Source organism: Saccharopolyspora sp. NPDC000995 (assembly GCF_053599315.1).
In genome coordinates this window covers 24788-40901 of the sequence record NZ_JBSFLZ010000002.1, presented here as the reverse complement: position 1 = coordinate 40901, position 16114 = coordinate 24788, and the positions used below count along the sequence as shown (strand labels likewise).

The following is a 16114-nucleotide window of genomic DNA, read 5'->3' as shown; positions in this document are numbered from 1 at the left end:
CCCGGACTTCACGTCCTGGGGTTCTTCCCCATCACGATTCCGAGCATCAGCGCGCTCGGCAATGCGCCACCGCCGATCAGCAGCAAGGCGCGCCAATCGTTTAGCAGCACGATGTCGCCACCCGGCCCGAAAACTCCGAACACGAACACCGTCGCGAACCACACCAGCAGCGGCGCACCGGCCACCCGGCGCCTCGGCGAGAGCCTCGCGGCCTCGGCCACCAGCAGCGGCGTGGTCACCACCGCCACCGCGGCCGTGATCGGGAACTGCACGGAGCCGATGTAGGACGGGAGGAACAGCAGCTCGATCAGGGCCAGCAGGACGGCATCGAGCAGCAGGAAGCCGAGCAGCACACGGTCACCTGCGGTCAACGGTCGCCCACCGGCTCGGTTCCGCTCACCCCGAGCCCGCCGAACAGATCCGTCCGGCAGCCCTGCGGATCACCCGTCGCCAACACGTAGTGCTCGGAGGTCACGACCGGCTGCGCGACACCGTTGGACAACGCGTAGGCCGCGACGCCTTCGCCGTTGTGCCACTGGTCCAGCCACACCTTGACCTGGGTGCCGTGCGCGCGCAGGGCGCTGATCTTGGCTGGCAGGTGCTCGGACACGTCGACGACCGTGGTGATGGACTCGTCGTCGACGCTGGCCAACTCGTGCGGCTGGGGCAGCTCGAACGGCAGGTCCTCGGCCTGCGCCAACGCGGCAAGCCCCTTCGCGACCACGTCGCGGGACACAACCGCGTAGAACACCCGCTGCACGTCGGAGACCTTCGCGGCCGCCGCGGCAGTCACCTCGTGGGCCCGGATGTGGTCTGGGTGGCCGTAGCCGCCGTCGGCCGCGTAGCTGACGACCACCTGCGGTTTCACCTCGCGCAGCACGGCTTCCAGCGCATCGGTCTGCTCCTGCAGGTCACCGGTGGCGAAAGCGCGCGGATGTGCGGTCGACAGCGCGCCTGCCTGGCCCGGCTGCTCCCAGAGCATCCCGGAGTCGCGCCAACGCCCCACGCCGCCGAGGAACCGGTGGTCGGCCACGCGCAGCGCGGCGCAGGCCGAGCGCAGCTCGCCGACCCGGTAACCGCCGAGCTGGTCGGCCTGGTCCGAGGCCAAACCCCACAGACTCTCGGGGATGACCTCGCCTTCCTCGCCGAGGGTGCAGGTCACCACGACCACCTGCACGCCGCGGGCGGCGTAGCGGGCGATCGTCCCGCCGGTCCAGAGGGTCTCGTCGTCTGGGTGTGCGTGTACCAGCAGCAACCTCGGTGGGGCCGTCAGCGTCACCGGACCAGATTAATCTGCGGCGCCCACCACACTGCGCACGGTAGCGGCATTACCCCGAATGTCCGTATCGGCGCGCCGCGAACAGCCCACCGGGTCACGGCACCCATGGCGGAACGGAAACGCCCGCAAGCCGAAGGCAGCGGCGTCTCCGCAGTTTGCAGGCTCCGAATCCGCTTAAGTAGCCGCGCGATCCCATCACGGACGGTGAAAGGCGCCCTGGAGGGGCTGGAGAGGCGGCGATTTCCGCCGAAACGCCGCCTGGCAACCCGCCCGCGCGGGTTAATAACCGTCGCTGTCGGCGTGCGTCCCGACCCATCGGGCAGCGGTGGAGAACGGCCCGGCCAAGCCGTTGCCCGCATCGACGCCGGTCACTTCCCGGCGCAGCGCCATCACCTGGGCCTGCTGATACAGCGGCAGCGCGACCGCGTCGCGCCACAGCACGGGCTCGACGGCTGCCGACGCCTCGGAGAACGGCACCTGACCGGTCACCGCCGCGTCGATCGTCGGCTGCAGCAGCCGGTCGCAGAATCCGGCGTCGTTGTACGGGAACGGCTTCTCGCTGTCCTTGGCCACGCCTGGGCAACCGTACGAAGACGCCAACATCGCCGCCGGGTCGCCCCCGGCCGGACGCGGCGCGATGGCCATGTCCACCGACCCCGACCCGCCGGACTCGCCGGACTGCGGATTGGCCGACAGCATCTCGCCGAACAGCTGATCACCGGTCGGCGTCACCACGGTCGCCTGGATCCCCTGGTCCCGCAGCTGTCGCGCGGCCGCCTCGGCGATCCGGATGTAGGACTCGTGCTCGAACGGCGCCGCGATGACCAGGTTCAACGGCCGCCCGTCCCGCAGCCAATCTCCGCCGCCGCGGTGGTACCCGGCCTCGTTGAGCAGCCGCTCGACCTGCGCGGGGTCCGGCCGGTCCGGCAGCCCCGGTTCGGTCGGCGTGTAGCCGCGCTCGGACGGCGCGAGCACCTGGGCGTGCGCCTGGAGCTGCTCCGCAGGCCCGCCACCGGTACCGGCCTCGATCAACGCGGGCCGGTCGAGCGCGGCGAGGACCGCTCGGCGCACCTTGACCTCCGCCAGCGCCCGGCTGTCGTGCCGCAGCAGCACCTCCATGGTGGCTGGGCGGGGCACGGTGATCAGCTGCACCGCGTCGCCGAGGTCATGAAGCGCCTGCATGGTGCCCCGGTCCGCACCAAACACCGCCAGGTGGCTGTCGCCGCTGCGCAGCGCCTCGACCTGGCGGGCCTTGTCGATCGCGCGCAGCACGATCCGGTCCGACTGCGCGGGCGGGCCCCAGTACCGGTCGTTGCGCTCCAGGATGATCTCGCCGCGGTCGAGGTCGATCTGCCGGATCGCGAACGGCCCGCCAGAAGCCGGGTAGCCGCCGTCGAGCACCGTCGCCCAACCGCGCGGCGCGTCCCGCAGCAGGTGCGCGGGCAGCAGGTTGTTGAAGAGCGTCTGCCAGCCGGGGAACGGCTTGGCGAAGGTGACGTCGACGGTCTTACCGCCCTGCCGCGACGCCACGTCGTCGATCAACTGGTAACCGGCCGGGTCGGCCACCCCTGGCTGGGAGCGCAGCTGTTCCCACAGGTAGACGAAATCCTCGGCGGCGATCGGTGCGCCGTCGGACCAGTTGGCCTCGCGTCGGATCCGGTAGCGCACGGTGAACTTCTCCGCGTCCGGCACCACCTCGGCCGACTCCATCAGCGTGCCATCCAGCTGCAGGTTGCCCTCCGGCGCCGGGCGGAACACCGACGGCAGCATCAGGCTGGCCAGCGCCGAACTCGTCGGCGACAGGTCGGCGAGCGTGTGCGGGTTGAACCCGCCTTCGAGCTCGTCGACACCGACGACGACCTCCACTGGCATCGGCTGCGTAGGCGGAGCGCTGGTCGTCGAGGACTGCGTCGGGGGTTGCGGTGGCACAAGCGGCGGCGGGGGCGCATTCGTGCAGGCGGCCACCACGCTGACGGTTGTCACCAGCAGGCAGACAGCGGCCAGTGGGCGGCATCGACCCAAGGACACGCCGAACCTCCCCTCACGTCTGCTCCCCCAGAACACCCCGGCCCACCCGGGGCGGCTCGCACGTGCGGAAGACGCGCGAGAGCCCTCCATAGTTCCTGCCGTCGACGAAATGATCGACACCGGGGTCGAAGCCCAGTGTCCTCGCCGCCCACCCGCGCCGCGTGCGGATCGGCGAAATCCCGGGCGGGCTCGACGTAGGAGCTCAGCAAGCGCGGAACAGCGATTTCGCGCGAAATCGCCACCCGGGCACGCCTTTAGTTGGCGTTGTTGTCGCGGGCCTTGGCGCGGGAACGCTCGCGGGCGCGGGTCGTGCCGTCCAAGACCACCTTGCGCACCCGGATCGCCGCCGGGCCGACCTCGACGCACTCGTCACCGGAGCAGAACTCCAGCGCCTCCTCCAGCGCGAGCGTCCGCGGCTTGGCCAGCCGCTCCAGCTCGTCCGCGGTGGACGACCGCACGTTGGTGAGCTTCTTCTCCTTGGTGATGTTGACATCGAGATCCTCGGCGCGCGGGTTCTCCCCGACCACCATGCCCTCGTAGACCTCGTTGCCCGGCTCCACGAAGAAGCTGCCGCGGTCGGCCAGCTGCAGCAGCGCATAGGTGGTGGTCGAGCCGGCCCGGTCGGCCACCAGCGAACCGGTGTGCCGAGTGCGCAGCTCGCCCACCCACGGGAAATAGCCCTCGAAGACGTGGTTGGCGATGCCGGTACCGCGGGTTTCGGTGAGGAACTCGGTGCGGAACCCGATCAGGCCGCGGGCGGGCACCACGTACTCCAGCTTGATGCGGCCGGTGCCGTGCCCGTCCATGGTCTCCATCCGGCCCTTGCGGCCGGCCAGCAGCTGGGTGACCGCGCCGAGGTGCTCCTCGGGGGCGTCGATGGTCAGCCGCTCGAACGGCTCGCACAGCTGGCCGTCGATGGTCCGGGTGACCACCTGCGGCTTGCCGACGGTGAGCTCGAAGCCCTCCCGGCGCATGGTCTCCACCAGGATGGCCAGCGCCAGCTCGCCGCGGCCCTGCACCTCCCAGGCATCGGGCCGCTCGGTGGGCAGCACCTTCATGCTGACGTTGCCGATCAGCTCGGCGTCCAACCGGTTCTTCACCAACCGCGCGGTGACCTTGGTGCCGCCGTTGCGGCCGGTCAGCGGCGAGGTGTTGACGCCGATGGTCATCGAGATCGCCGGGTCGTCGACGGTGATCCGGGGCAGCGGCTCGGGGGCGTCGGGGTCGGCGAGGGTGTCGCCGATGGTGATGTCCGGAATACCGGCGATGGCCACCAGATCGCCCGCGGACGCCTCGTTGCACGGCACCCGGTCGAGATTCTCGGTGATCAGCAGCTCGGTGAGCCGGACCTTCTCGACGGTGCCGTCGGCGCGGCACCAGCCGACGGTCTGGCCCTTGCGCAACGTGCCGGAGTGGATGCGGCACAGCGCGATGCGGCCGAGGAAGGAGGACGCGTCGAGGTTCGTCACGAGCGCGCGCAGCGGCGCCTCGGTGTCCGCGGACGGCGCGGGCACGTGCTTGAGCAGCACGTCGAACAACGCGGTGAGGTCCTCCTCGACGGGCAGCTCGCCGTCCACCGGCTGGGCCAGCGAGGCCCGACCGGCGCGAGCGGAGGCGTAGACGACCGGCAGGTCCAGGATCGCCTCCATGTCGAGCTCGACCTCGCCGTCGAGCTCGCTGGCCAGTTCCAGCAGCAGGTCGTGGGCCTCCTCGACGACCTCGGCGCAGCGGGCGTCCGGGCGGTCGACCTTGTTCACCACGAGGATCACCGGCAGTCCGGCGGCCAGCGTCTTGCGCAGCACGAACCGGGTCTGCGGTAGCGGGCCTTCGCTGGCGTCCACCAGCAGCAGCACCCCGTCCACCATCGACAGGGCGCGCTCGACCTCGCCGCCGAAGTCGGCGTGGCCGGGGGTGTCCACCACGTTGATGGTCACCGGCCCGGCGTCGGTCTCCCGCCGGACCGCGGTGTTCTTGGCGAGGATCGTGATGCCCTTCTCCCGCTCCAGGTCGTTGGAGTCCATCACGCGGTCGACGAGCTCCGCACGTTCGGAGAAGGCCCCGGACTGCCGCAACATGGCATCCACCAGGGTGGTCTTGCCGTGATCGACGTGGGCAACGATTGCGACGTTGCGCAGATCACTGCGAATGAGGGCGGCGACGCTGGTGGCGGACACGCGGGTACTCCTGGATCGGCGCAGGTGGGCGCGGCGGGTTGGTCGACTTCGTCCGGGTGCGGGGTGATCCGCAAGGCACCGAGCCGCGGCTCCACTGCGCCGCTGCTGCGGAGCTCATGGGCGCAACCCCCGCCGAGCGGAGGCTCACGCACGTCGACGCGCGGCTCTCCCCAGGGTAGTGCAACCTGATGCAGGACCGGCCGTCGCGTGCCCAGCGCAACATCTGACGCCCGGTTCCCAACATCAAGTTCGCCAATCAAGGTTAGGTTCGCCTAGCCTGTGCCCAACCCCGTCTCGGCATCGGAAGAACAAACCGTGGGCAAAGGCACCATCAAGGTCAAGAAGAAATGTTGTCGGTCTCGACCACCCTGCAAGAGCTGCCCGATCGTGGTGCTGCGCGACTTGCTGCGCGAGGCCAAGGCGGAAGAGGTCAAGAAATCCCAAAAGAAGGTCAAAAAAGAGGCAAAGAAAAAGAGCACGAAATGATCTGACCGCGGCACCTGCCGTGGTTCGCGGATAGCTCTGGGACTACTTGCGAGCGGCAGGGGACAGCGGGTCGGCGTACTTCGCCAGCTCGGGGATCGTCCGCAGCGCGGTGAACTCGATGACCTCGTAGCGTGCGAGTTTGTGCAGCGCGAACGGGTCGGTCGCGAGGATCGCGTCGAGCCGGCCCCGGGACATCGCCCGGGCGATGATCACCCCGCCGCTGCGCGGATGGCGGTGGCCGGCGGCGATGAAGTCGCCAGCGTCGTAATGCTGGGTAACCCATTCGTAGTGATCTACCAGTTGACCGTCGATATCCGATTCTGGCGCGGTGTATTGCAGCAGCACTACAAACATTCTTTCACCGTAGCCCTTCTCCTTGACCGCTGCCGATCACCAAGCGGTAACATTGCGGCGTGCGCGCAATGTCGAACATGTGGTGGGCCGTCCGAGGGCGGCCCAGCGACATCGTGCACTGACACGCAGATCATCGGCCGCTCCGCCGGGCGGCCGAGCTGCATGAGGTCGATCCTGGCGGGCAGCGGCCCAAGACCCGGGAGAGACCAATGACCCGCCTGTCCGGCATCACCCCGTCCGGCCACGTCCAGCTGGGCAACTACCTTGGCGCCGTGCGGCGGTGGGCCGCAGAGCGCGAACCCGCAGACCTGTTCTTCGTCTCCGACCTGCACGCCATGACCACCCCGCACCGTCCGCAGCGGCTGCGCTCGCTGACCCGGGAGCAGTTCGCCGTACTGCTCGCGGCGGGCATCGAACCCGATTCGCTGTTCGTGCAATCGGATCTGGTCGGCGAACTGGGGACGCTGAACTGGATCCTGGAATGCACCTGCTCCTACGGCGAGGCCGCCCGGATGATCCAGTTCAAGGAGCGGGGTGCCGGGCAGGAGTCGGTCCGGGTCGGCCTGCTGACGTATCCGGTGCTGATGGCCGCCGACATCCTGCTGCAGGGCGCCACCCAGGTGCCGGTCGGCAGCGACCAGGACCAGCACGTGGAGCTGGCCCGTACGCTGGCCCGCCGGTTCAACGCCAACTACGGCGACGTCTTCGTCATACCGGAGGCCGTGGTACCCAAGACCGCGGCGCGGATCCGTGATCTCGCCGACCCGACGCGCAAGATGGAGAAGTCCAACCAGCAGAGCCCCGGCGTGGTCTTCGTGCTCGATGAGCCGGACGCCATCCGGCGCAAGTTCCGCCGCGCGGTCACGGACGGCCTCGACGAGGTGCGGTACGACCCGGACGGTCGGCCGGGCGTGGCGAACCTCCTGGAGATCCTCGCCGCCTGCAACGGCACGAGCCCTTACGCCGCAACGGAATCTGCGAGCACCTACGCGGAGCTCAAGGAGGCGGTGGCCGAGGCGGTGATCGAGGAGCTGCGACCGGTGCGTGAACGCGCCCGGGAGCTGCTGGACGCCCCGATGGAGCTGGACCGCATCCGGGCGCACGGGGCGAAGCGAGCGAGCGAACGGGCGCAGCCCCGCCTGCAAGGCGCCCTCCGCGTCACCGGTCTGCGCTGATCCGCTCCGGCGAGGGGCGCCCGCGACCCGGCCACTGGGTCACGGGCGCCCTTCGCCCTGCACTACCTGCGCATTCGTTCACTAGTTCGAGTGGATCACCTGGCGAACACCTGATCAGTATCGGCAGCCTGGACTCATGGGTACCGTGAAGGAAGGCAACACCGCGTTCTTGGTCGAGAGGAGTGCCGCCGTGGCTGCACCATCGTTCGACCCACACGCCCCGTTCGATCCGCTCGTTGACCTGGACGGCCTGTGGACGCCCGAGCTTGCCGAAAGGTACCTACCGATCCCGGGGATGCCCCCGGTCAAGTACGAGTGCCTGGACGGGAAGCTGATCATGAGCCCGCGCGAAGGAACGGCCAATATGTTCGCCGTGTGGACGCTGGGGAAATACCTGGAACTGACAGCGTCCAAGAGCGGGTACCGCTTCTACCTGACAGTCAACGTACTGCTCGATGTGAAGAAGTGGATCGAACCGGACTTCGTCGTACTGAAGCAATCCGGCCAGGGGCGCATCTGGATTCCCCCCGAGGATGTGCTGCTCGCCGGCGAATGCGTATCGCCGTCCAGCAAGCAGTACGACCGCGTCAACAAACCCGCGAGGTGCGCCAAAGTCGGCATCCCCTACTTCATGCGCGTTGAAGTGGATTACTCAGACGGCCGCGTGGACGTCGAACTGCTGCGGTTGCAGGACGGCAAATATCGACCACAGGCCAGGGGCTCCGAAGTCGAGATCTTCGAAACAGAGCTGCCGTTCCCGCTGTCATTCGACCCAGCCGAGCTGCTGGAGCCTTAGTTAGGCCTCCGCGAGTAGCTCGCGGAGGGAGTGGACCAGGACCCGGTCGGCGTCGAGCCAGTCGAGTTCGGCCAGTTCGTCCGCCGACACCCAGCGGACTTCGTTGTGCTCCACCGCTTTCGGTGTTGCCGTGGGGTCCGCGAGTTCGGCCGCGTGGATGCGCAGGAGCATTCCGTTGCTGAGCGGGACGTCGGTGCCGACGCGGCCGGTCGGGCGAACCTCGACGGCGAGTTCCTCCCGGCATTCCCGGATTACGGCGATGGGTTCGTCCTCGCCCGGCTCGACCCGGCCGCCGGGCAGTTCCCAGCGGCCCGCATCCGGCGCCGGGTAGCGGCGTTGCTGCGCCAGCAGTAGTCCCTTGTGGACGATTGCGGTGCCGACGACGATCGGCCGGGACGACCAGGATTCGGCGAGCTCGCGCACGGCGGCGATTCGCGCGGCCAGAACGTCCAGCACGAACCGGCGGACGACGGTGATGTCGGCGAGCCGTCCCAGCGGGCCCAACGGCGTCGTCCAGTGCAACGAGTCGGTTACCAGCGTCCGGGGTCCGACCTCGGCGAGTACCGATTCGTGGCGCAATTCCGGCAGCGGGCCGGAAATGAGCACGGAACTCATCGTGTCGGCATCGGCGCGCACGATTCGAGTAGTCAGATCGGCAGGGAGGCGGGCGATTCTGGTGTGGAAGACGATCTCGTCACCGGGGACGAGCAGCGCGGCCGGACGGGTCGCGGCGCGGCCATTGACGCCGAGGGCGGCCAGCCCGACCTCGGCGGTGCGAGTGTGCCGCAGCGCGGCCCCCACCGTGGCCGGGGGTGCCTCGATCAGTCCGGTGCTCCGCAAAACCGACACGTGCAGACATTTTGCCCCACCCGAGCGGGTCACCCGCCACCGCCTGGTCGGAGGCCGCGCTGCTTGGGTGCACTACGCGCTCGACCGCACCTCAATGCCAGGCGAACGGCAGCCGCGCCAGCAACCGGTACTGCCGCAGGACGCGGGCGCTCAGCCGGTCGCGTGCCGGGGCCAGCGCGCCTCGACGCGGGCACCGCCGTCCGGCGATGTCAAGGCCCGGACCGCGCCGCCTCGACGGCGCACCGCCTCGGCCGCGAGGGCGAGCCCGAGCCCGGCACCGCCGGTGCTGCGCGCCCGGTCCGGCTCGACCCGGTGGAACCGGTCGAAAACCCGCTCGCGGTGCGCCCTCGGGATTCCGGGCCCGTCGTCGTCCACCACCAACCGCACCCAATCCGCTCCGGCGGAGCCCATGCCATCAGCGAAAACTGAGACCCGCACCAGCGTCCGGGTGTAGCGCAACGCGTTGCCGACGAGGTTGTCGAGCACCGTCGACACCTCCGCCGGGTCGGCCAGCACCAGCACCGGTATGGCCGGGACCTCCACCGCGATCCGCGGGCCGGTGCCGGGCGCGCCCGGCGGTTCGAGCCGATCGGCGGCGGCGCGCACCGCCGTCACGAGGTCGACCGGCTGCCCGGGTGCGGCCGTGTCGCGCTCGGCCCGCGCCAACGCGAGCAGGCTCTCCACCAGGGCCGACAGGCGCTGCGCTTCGTGTGCGATGTCCTGGAGGGTCTCGTGGGCGAGTTCCGGGTCCGGGTGAATCACTGCGACCTCGGCCTGGGCGCGGATGGACGCGACGGGGTTGCGCAGTTCGTGCGCGGCATCGCCGGTGAACCGCCGCAACCGCTCGGTGTCGGCGTCGCGCCGGGCGAGCATGGTGTTGAGCTCTTCGGCGAGCGCGCGGATCTCGTCGGCTGCCTCGGGCACCGGCAGCCGCTGACCTTCGGGGAGCCCGGCGGCGGCCACCCGCATCCGTTCCACCGGGCGCAGCGAACGGCGCACCACCAGCCAGGTGGCCAGCCCGACCAGCGCGGCGGCGAGGATCGACCCGAAGCTGAGCAAGCGGCCGGTCTTGCCTGCGGTGTCGGTGAACCCGACCAGTCTCGCGCCGGTGACGACGAGCAGCGGCCGGCCGGTCGGGTCGGGCACGACGACGCCGCGCCACCGGTGGACTTCGGCGGGCGGCTCGAAGTCGATCACGCCGTCGCCGGAGCGCAGCTCGTCGATCTGCCAGTGGTGCAGGCTCGTCTCGGGCAGCCCGTCCAGCGGCGCGCCAGAGGTATCCAGCACCCGGATCTCGGGCGTGGTCACGGCGGAGGGCGCGGTCCCACCGGCGAGGCGGCTCGCGGTCGTAGTGGCGGTGCGCTGCAAGTCGGTGTCGACCGAGTCGATCAGCAGCCAGCTGACGACCCCGGTGCTCACGTGCGCGATCACGCCGAGTCCGATCAGCGCAACGGCGGCGGCCACGACGCTGGTCCGGAACTGGATGGTGCGTCGGTGCCACCACCGGCGCAGGCGCGCGATCATGCCGTTTCGACGCAGACCCGGTAGCCCTGGCCGCGCACGGTCTGCACCAGTTCCCCGGCGCCGGCCGCGGCGAGCTTGCGGCGCAGGTAACCGACGTACACCTCGACGACGTTGCGGGTGACGAACTGCTCCTCGCCCCACACCATGCGCAGCAGGTCGTCTTTGGGCACCACCGCCTCCGGGTGGCTGGCCAGCGCGACCAGCAGCCCGTATTCGCGCGGCGAGAGCGCGATCACCTCGCCAGCCCAGCGCACCTCGCGGGTGGCCCGGTCGATCTCCAGCTCGCCGACCCGCAGGCTCGCCTGCCGCCCAGCGGAGTCGCGGCGCCGCAGTAACGCGCGCACCTGCGCGACCAGCACCAGGAAGGAGAAGGGTTTGACCAGGTAACCGTCCGCGCCGAGATCCAGTCCGTCGGCCTGATCGACCTCACCGTTCTTCGCCGAGATCAACAACACCGGGGTGTTCACGTCGTCGGCGCGCATCCGCTCCAGCACCCGGTAGCCGGACAGGCCGGGCAGCATGACGTCCAGCACGACGACGTCGAAAGCGCCGGTCGAGGCCAGGCGCAGGGCATCGGTGCCGTCGGCCGCGGCGGTCACGTCCATGCCCTCGGCGGACAACCCGCGGCGCAGCGCAGCGCGAACTCCCGGCTCGTCGTCCACCACCAACACCCGCGGAACCATGGCCCAAGCATGCCGATCCGGCAACCCCGACGGCAGGGAAATCTCAGCATGATCTCAGCTCCGAGCCCCATTCTCAGGTTGATCTCAGCCTTGGCAGTCGCTCCGGATTCGTACGCGCCCCGGTACCGGTGGGGTACACGACCGGCGGCTACGACGCTTCGACGCCGGACGTCGAGGCCGGCGCCCGGCATCGACCTTGTCAAAATACTCGGAAAACGATTCCCTTGCGGTCACTGTCCGAAGTGGATCGACGCCATGCGCTGACACCTTCAATCCGGCTCACTGTGATGTCCCTCGCCATGGGATCGGGCGGCTAGCGCCGGGCGAACCACCTACGACAAACGTCGTTCCCGGTGTCGCCGAAGCGCGCCCCGGAGCGCTCCGGCACTGGCGAACCCATGGCCAAATGCGGTTCGACAAGACGATCAATCGTTGCGGAAGTAGCAAGAGAAGACAAGGGTTGAACCGTCGGATCGACATGTCTCACCTGCATATGGCGGCTTAACAGCCTCCATCGCGTCCGCGAAAGTCGATGCGATCGATTGACTGATCAATCAGTAGCTGGTTGAAAACGCAACGCCAGCGGGGTGCGTTGAGGTGAGGAGAGCGGGGGCACCGACCCCGGAGCGGGTCGGCCGTTGTCCTTCGGACTGGGCTACGAGCTGCAGGATTCGATCGAGACGTTCGGCCCGGAGGCCACCGGTTTCGGCCACAGCGGAGCGGGTGGTTTTCTGTTCGGCTGCTGGCCCCGCCTAGGCGTGGCGTTCGCCTTCAGTCCGTGTCTGAATGCGAACCGAAGGCTTCGACAGCCGCTCCCACCGCCTCCTCACGGCCCTCCACACCTGCCTGCAGAACCTGCTCCCAGGGGCGTTTTGCGTGGCGGTGCAGGTAGCGGAACCTCAGCTCTGCGTACCGGTTCCTGCTGCGCGGTTTCGCCAGCAAATCCGGTCGCGTGGGCCGTTAGGCTCGGTGCATGGACTTCGAGGTGGACGACTCGCGGGCTCGAATCGATCGCGACGTGGTGTGGGAATTCCTTTCCACGCAGGCGTATTGGGGTCAGTGGCGCGAGCGGGAAGACTTCGAACGGCAGATCGACCTCGCTTGGCGGGTGGTCGGCGCCTACCGGAAGCCGGACGGTCGGCTGATCGGCTTCGCCCGGGCGTTCTCCGACGGGGTGGGCACGGCGTACCTGGCCGACGTGTTCGTCGCCCCGGAGACGCGCGGCCACGGCATCGGCAAGGCGCTGGTCCAGGGCATGATCGAGGACGGCCCCGGCCGTGCCTTCCGCTGGATGCTGCACACCGACGACGCGCACGACCTCTACCGCGCGTACGGATTCGTCGAGCCCGACCACACCTACCTGGAACGCCCCAGCCTCCTCTCGTGATCGGGTTGCTCGCCGGGTGGAGGTCGGCGCGTCGAACGTCCACCATGTCGGTATGACCGAACTGCTCACCGACACCCAGGTCTCCGACGCGCTCCAGCACCTGCCGGAGTGGCGCCAGGACGGCGTCAAGCTGACCCGCACCGTCGAATTCGGCGGCTTCCCGCAGGCTATCCAGGCGGTGACCCGGATCGCCGAGATCGCCGAGAACGAGAACCACCACCCGGACATCGACATCCGCTGGCGCACCGTGACGTTCTACTGCACCACCCATTCGAAGGGCGGCATCACGGCCAACGACACCTCGCTCGCCCAAGAGATCGACAACGTCGTGGAGCAATTCGAATAGTGACCGGCCCGCTGCCCCCGCCTGGATGATGTTTGCGCAGGTCGTTGCCCGTGAGCGGTTTGGGGGCCATCGCACCCGGACCCGCTCACGGGACATGACCAGGCAAAACCCTGGGTTCAGGCGATCCCTTCGACGAGGTCCACGGCTTCGAAGGCACATCCCCACGACAGCGCCACGCCGCTGCCCCCGTGCCCATAGTTGTGGATGATGCGCCCGCCTTCGTATTCCTCGACCTCCACACGCACGGCCTCCCGGCCGGGCCTCAGCCCGACCAGATCCGCGAGCACTTCGGCGTCGGCCAGCCGCGGTTCCACCTCGGCGCAGCGACGCCGGATGCCCTCGCTGACCTCGCGGCGCGGCACCAAGTTCCAGTCGTGCTCGACCGCCACGCCGCCGAGCACCACCCGATCGCCGTGCGGCATGTACGCGGCGAACTCACCGGAGTCGGACAGCTCGATGAAGTACTCGTCGATCCCAGGGTTGCGCACCACGACGTGCTGGCCGCGCACCGGGCGGACGCCAGGATCGCCGACCAGCTCCCGCGCTCCGACACCGGTGCAGTTGACCACCGTCGGGGATTCGGCGACCGCGTCGGCCAGCGACGGCACCGGGCTGAGCTGCAGTTCGCCGCCGGCGGCCTGGAACCTGGCGACAAGGTAGTCGAGGTAGCGCGGCATGTCGATCAGCGGCACGGTCGCGTGGTAACCGCTGACGAACCCTTCCGGCAGTTCCTCCGGCGTGCAGGGGCGCAGGTCGGGGATCAGCTTGGCCTCGGACGGGACCGCATCACCGAGGTCGAAGCGGGCCGCCATCCGCCCGGCGGCGAGGTGCACCCCTGAGCTCTCGTCGCGGGCCAGCGCGGTGAACTCGGCGTGCGAGCGAGTCACCCAGTACAACACCCGTTCGGCGGGTCGCAGCATCGCCGGACCCCACATCGCGCCCGCGACCGCGGAAGTCGTGTCCTGCGGCCGATCGGCGGTCCGGATGCGCACGCGTTGGCCCGCTTCGGCGAGGACGACCCCGGTGGTGAGGCCCTGCACGCCCGCGCCGATCACCAGCACCGGGACTGCGGATGCGGTCATCTTCGACACGCTAGCAGTGAACCGGCGACTCGACGGGCTTGAACGGGCCGTCTAACACAAGTGCAAACGCCCGACGCGGGACGCGCAGAACGCCGCCGCGCGATCCCGTGCGTCGCACGACCGTCGCTGGCGCGAGCGGATCCGAGTGCCGCAGTGCCGCACTTGCTCCGTCGCGGCTGCGCCGCTCAGCTGCGCGATGTTCTTGCCGCGGTCGGTTTTGGTGCCGGTGATGAACAAGATACGCATCAGCCCTCCGCAGCAGCGGCGTTCGGCACATCCCGAATTGCTCCACAAAGGATTATTCGAAACCGGGACCTCCACGAGCGGTCCGGGCGCTGCTGTCAATCCCGCGGAATCCCCGAACCAAGCGGCGGAATGGGCCGCGAGGACGGTGTCGTGGTTGCCTTCTTCCGCCCGCCGCCGGTGCCCGATGGGGCCTCCCCCTGCGTCTCACGGCCGGAGCTGACCTGCCGGACGAGCAGGTCATCCTCGCCGTCCGAACGATCGCGAGCTCCCGCCCACTCCCCTGAACCCGTTTCCGCGGCCCACACCCCCTGAGCGCCTTTGGCCGCTGCATATACCGGGATCTTGAGTCCGATGAGTTGTGTCATTGGTCATGTCTTGGGTGATGTGTCGCTTGGTCACGTCTTCGTCGAGCACATCGTGCGGCGGCGGGCCGAACTGGCGCCCGATGCCGGTGCCGACAACATCCAGGCCGAGCTGGAAACACTGGCCAACACCCAGAATTGGACGGCGCGGGCGTGGCGGGTGCCGGTGCGGTCGACGATCAACCGGATCCTCGACAAACACGGGCAGCTGGCTGGCCAAGACCCCGGCCAAGAAGCCTCGCTCGTCGTGGCGGCGGTTCTCCTACGCGCGTCTGCGGGACTGCTACCAGATCAACGGCACCGAGCACACGCTGGCCGACGGCACCAGGGTGGTCGCCCTGGATGTGATCGACGACTGCAGCCGGGCCTGGGTCGCCTCCCACGTCGCGCCCGCCCAGACCATCGACGCCGCGATCACCGCGATCGACAAAGCGGTGGTCCAGTGGGGTACACCGGGCATGGTCCTGGCCGACAACGGCTCCGCCTTCGCCCACAAAGACCGAGTCAAGGACAAGACCCTGACCAGCCGTTTCTCCCGTACCGTGACCGCCAGGCACGGCAGCCGGATGATCCATTCCAGCGCCTATCACCCGCAGACACTGGGCAAGTGCGAACGCCTGCACCAGACCGCCGACAAGCTCCTCAACCACTACTACCCCAGCCCCCGGCCTCGACCGAGGAACTCCAGCAACGTCTGGATACCGTCCGCGACCACTACAACACTCGACGGCGGCACGGCAGCCTGGACACCATCCCCACCCAGGCCTGGACCGCAGCGTCGTCCCACCGCGGGCCCGGCGACCTGCCCCGACAAAAAGAGTGCGCCGACTTGTTCAAGGAGCGCTAATCCGCCCGGCAACAGGTCAGAAACGCCGCTGATCAGACGTTGAAGCGGAACGATTACGAGCGACTTTCCGATCAGCGCAGATCCAACCGAAACCACCTCTGACCTGCTGAGACGTTGTTCATAACTTCTCGTTGTTTTGCGGCCCTTTTCGGCGTGCTGACGAACGGCTGACGACCGAGCACACCGTTCGGCGGCGCAGGGCGGCTGGCGACCACACGGCTCAAGGTACACCCGCCCTGCGTACAGAGAGCGCTCTCGATGCTCGGACAACTCCGAATCTGCGGATTCTGAGGCCACGCTTGGCGTTGTTTGCGATCAGAGCTCAATGTCTACCACTACCTGCGGTGATCACTATTGCAAATGCCCGTTGCGACACGTCGCTTGCCGTCATTTGACGTTATTTTCCGGGGCTAAGACGGGGCGCAACCCGTCGGATGGCCTGGAGCTCGCGGGACTTCGAGTGGCCAGCCGCACCGAAAACGGTGATGCAGGGCCT

The 16114-nt window shown here is 68.9% G+C and carries 16 protein-coding genes; 6 read left to right on the top strand and 10 right to left on the bottom strand.

The genetic code is table 11. From position 1 onward, the window contains the following. Positions 1 to 8: 8 nt before the first annotated feature. From ACWDKQ_RS01535 to typA, 4 genes are all read right to left on the bottom strand, one after another. On the bottom strand, positions 9 to 371 hold the full coding sequence (locus ACWDKQ_RS01535) for a hypothetical protein (protein ID WP_450136818.1): 363 nt from the start codon (positions 369 to 371) through the stop codon (positions 9 to 11). Then, the gene (gene mshB / locus ACWDKQ_RS01530; protein WP_450136817.1) at positions 368 to 1279 is read right to left on the bottom strand and encodes an N-acetyl-1-D-myo-inositol-2-amino-2-deoxy-alpha-D-glucopyranoside deacetylase; all 912 of its coding nucleotides are present in this window, start codon (positions 1277 to 1279) and stop codon (positions 368 to 370) included. Before mshB ends, ACWDKQ_RS01535 begins: the two co-directional genes overlap by 4 nt. A 279-nt stretch (positions 1280 to 1558) precedes the next feature. Continuing rightward, positions 1559 to 3151, bottom strand: a complete 1593-nt coding sequence (locus ACWDKQ_RS01525; RefSeq protein WP_450136816.1) for an ABC transporter family substrate-binding protein — start codon at positions 3149 to 3151, stop codon at positions 1559 to 1561. 410 nt (positions 3152 to 3561) lie between these two features. Next, positions 3562 to 5481 (bottom strand): translational GTPase TypA, encoded by a 1920-nt coding sequence (gene typA, locus ACWDKQ_RS01520; protein WP_450136815.1) that lies wholly within the window; start codon positions 5479 to 5481, stop codon positions 3562 to 3564. 279 nt (positions 5482 to 5760) lie between these two features. Between typA and ACWDKQ_RS01515 the strand changes: the two genes are divergently transcribed. Beyond that, positions 5761 to 5967 (top strand): hypothetical protein, encoded by a 207-nt coding sequence (locus tag ACWDKQ_RS01515; RefSeq protein WP_450136814.1) that lies wholly within the window; start codon positions 5761 to 5763, stop codon positions 5965 to 5967. A gap of 42 nt (positions 5968 to 6009) precedes the next feature. Here the strand turns inward: ACWDKQ_RS01515 and ACWDKQ_RS01510 are convergent, their stop codons facing one another. Continuing rightward, positions 6010 to 6321, bottom strand: a complete 312-nt coding sequence (locus ACWDKQ_RS01510) for a YciI family protein (protein WP_029535177.1) — start codon at positions 6319 to 6321, stop codon at positions 6010 to 6012. Between the two features lie 209 nt (positions 6322 to 6530). On the opposite strand from ACWDKQ_RS01510, the gene trpS reads away from it, so the two are divergent. Both trpS and ACWDKQ_RS01500 read left to right on the top strand, forming a co-directional pair. After that, a complete protein-coding gene (trpS, locus tag ACWDKQ_RS01505; protein ID WP_450136813.1) occupies positions 6531 to 7496 on the top strand; it encodes a tryptophan--tRNA ligase in 966 nt (321 codons plus the stop codon). A 136-nt stretch (positions 7497 to 7632) separates the two neighbouring features. Further along, on the top strand, positions 7633 to 8292 hold the full coding sequence (locus ACWDKQ_RS01500) for a Uma2 family endonuclease (protein WP_450136812.1): 660 nt from the start codon (positions 7633 to 7635) through the stop codon (positions 8290 to 8292). On the opposite strand, the gene ACWDKQ_RS01495 is transcribed toward ACWDKQ_RS01500, so the two are convergent. The 3 genes from ACWDKQ_RS01495 to ACWDKQ_RS01485 all read right to left on the bottom strand — a co-directional run bounded on the left by ACWDKQ_RS01495 (position 8293) and on the right by ACWDKQ_RS01485 (position 11348). Beyond that, positions 8293 to 9141: an NUDIX domain-containing protein gene (locus ACWDKQ_RS01495; RefSeq protein WP_450136811.1), complete on the bottom strand. Its 849-nt coding sequence runs from the start codon at positions 9139 to 9141 to the stop codon at positions 8293 to 8295. Positions 9142 to 9291: 150 nt separating this feature from the next. Next, positions 9292 to 10665: a sensor histidine kinase gene (locus ACWDKQ_RS01490; RefSeq protein ID WP_450136810.1), complete on the bottom strand. Its 1374-nt coding sequence runs from the start codon at positions 10663 to 10665 to the stop codon at positions 9292 to 9294. Next, positions 10662 to 11348 (bottom strand): response regulator transcription factor, encoded by a 687-nt coding sequence (locus ACWDKQ_RS01485; RefSeq protein ID WP_450136809.1) that lies wholly within the window; start codon positions 11346 to 11348, stop codon positions 10662 to 10664. Before ACWDKQ_RS01485 ends, ACWDKQ_RS01490 begins: the two co-directional genes overlap by 4 nt. A gap of 973 nt (positions 11349 to 12321) precedes the next feature. Between ACWDKQ_RS01485 and ACWDKQ_RS01480 the strand changes: the two genes are divergently transcribed. Together ACWDKQ_RS01480 and ACWDKQ_RS01475 are read left to right on the top strand one after the other, a co-directional pair. Beyond that, the gene (locus tag ACWDKQ_RS01480) at positions 12322 to 12735 is read left to right on the top strand and encodes a GNAT family N-acetyltransferase (protein WP_450136808.1); all 414 of its coding nucleotides are present in this window, start codon (positions 12322 to 12324) and stop codon (positions 12733 to 12735) included. A 52-nt stretch (positions 12736 to 12787) separates the two neighbouring features. Next, entirely contained in the window at positions 12788 to 13081 is a 294-nt protein-coding gene (locus ACWDKQ_RS01475; RefSeq protein ID WP_450136807.1) for a 4a-hydroxytetrahydrobiopterin dehydratase, read from the top strand. A 116-nt stretch (positions 13082 to 13197) separates the two neighbouring features. Here the strand turns inward: ACWDKQ_RS01475 and ACWDKQ_RS01470 are convergent, their stop codons facing one another. Continuing rightward, the gene (locus ACWDKQ_RS01470) at positions 13198 to 14163 is read right to left on the bottom strand and encodes an FAD-dependent oxidoreductase (protein WP_450136806.1); all 966 of its coding nucleotides are present in this window, start codon (positions 14161 to 14163) and stop codon (positions 13198 to 13200) included. Between the two features lie 641 nt (positions 14164 to 14804). After that, positions 14805 to 14954, bottom strand: coding sequence for a hypothetical protein (locus ACWDKQ_RS01465; protein ID WP_450136805.1), 150 nt, complete (start codon positions 14952 to 14954; stop codon positions 14805 to 14807). 146 nt (positions 14955 to 15100) lie between these two features. Between ACWDKQ_RS01465 and ACWDKQ_RS01460 the strand changes: the two genes are divergently transcribed. Continuing rightward, positions 15101 to 15661, top strand: coding sequence for a hypothetical protein (locus ACWDKQ_RS01460; RefSeq protein ID WP_450136804.1), 561 nt, complete (start codon positions 15101 to 15103; stop codon positions 15659 to 15661). The last annotated feature ends 453 nt before the right edge of the window (positions 15662 to 16114 follow it).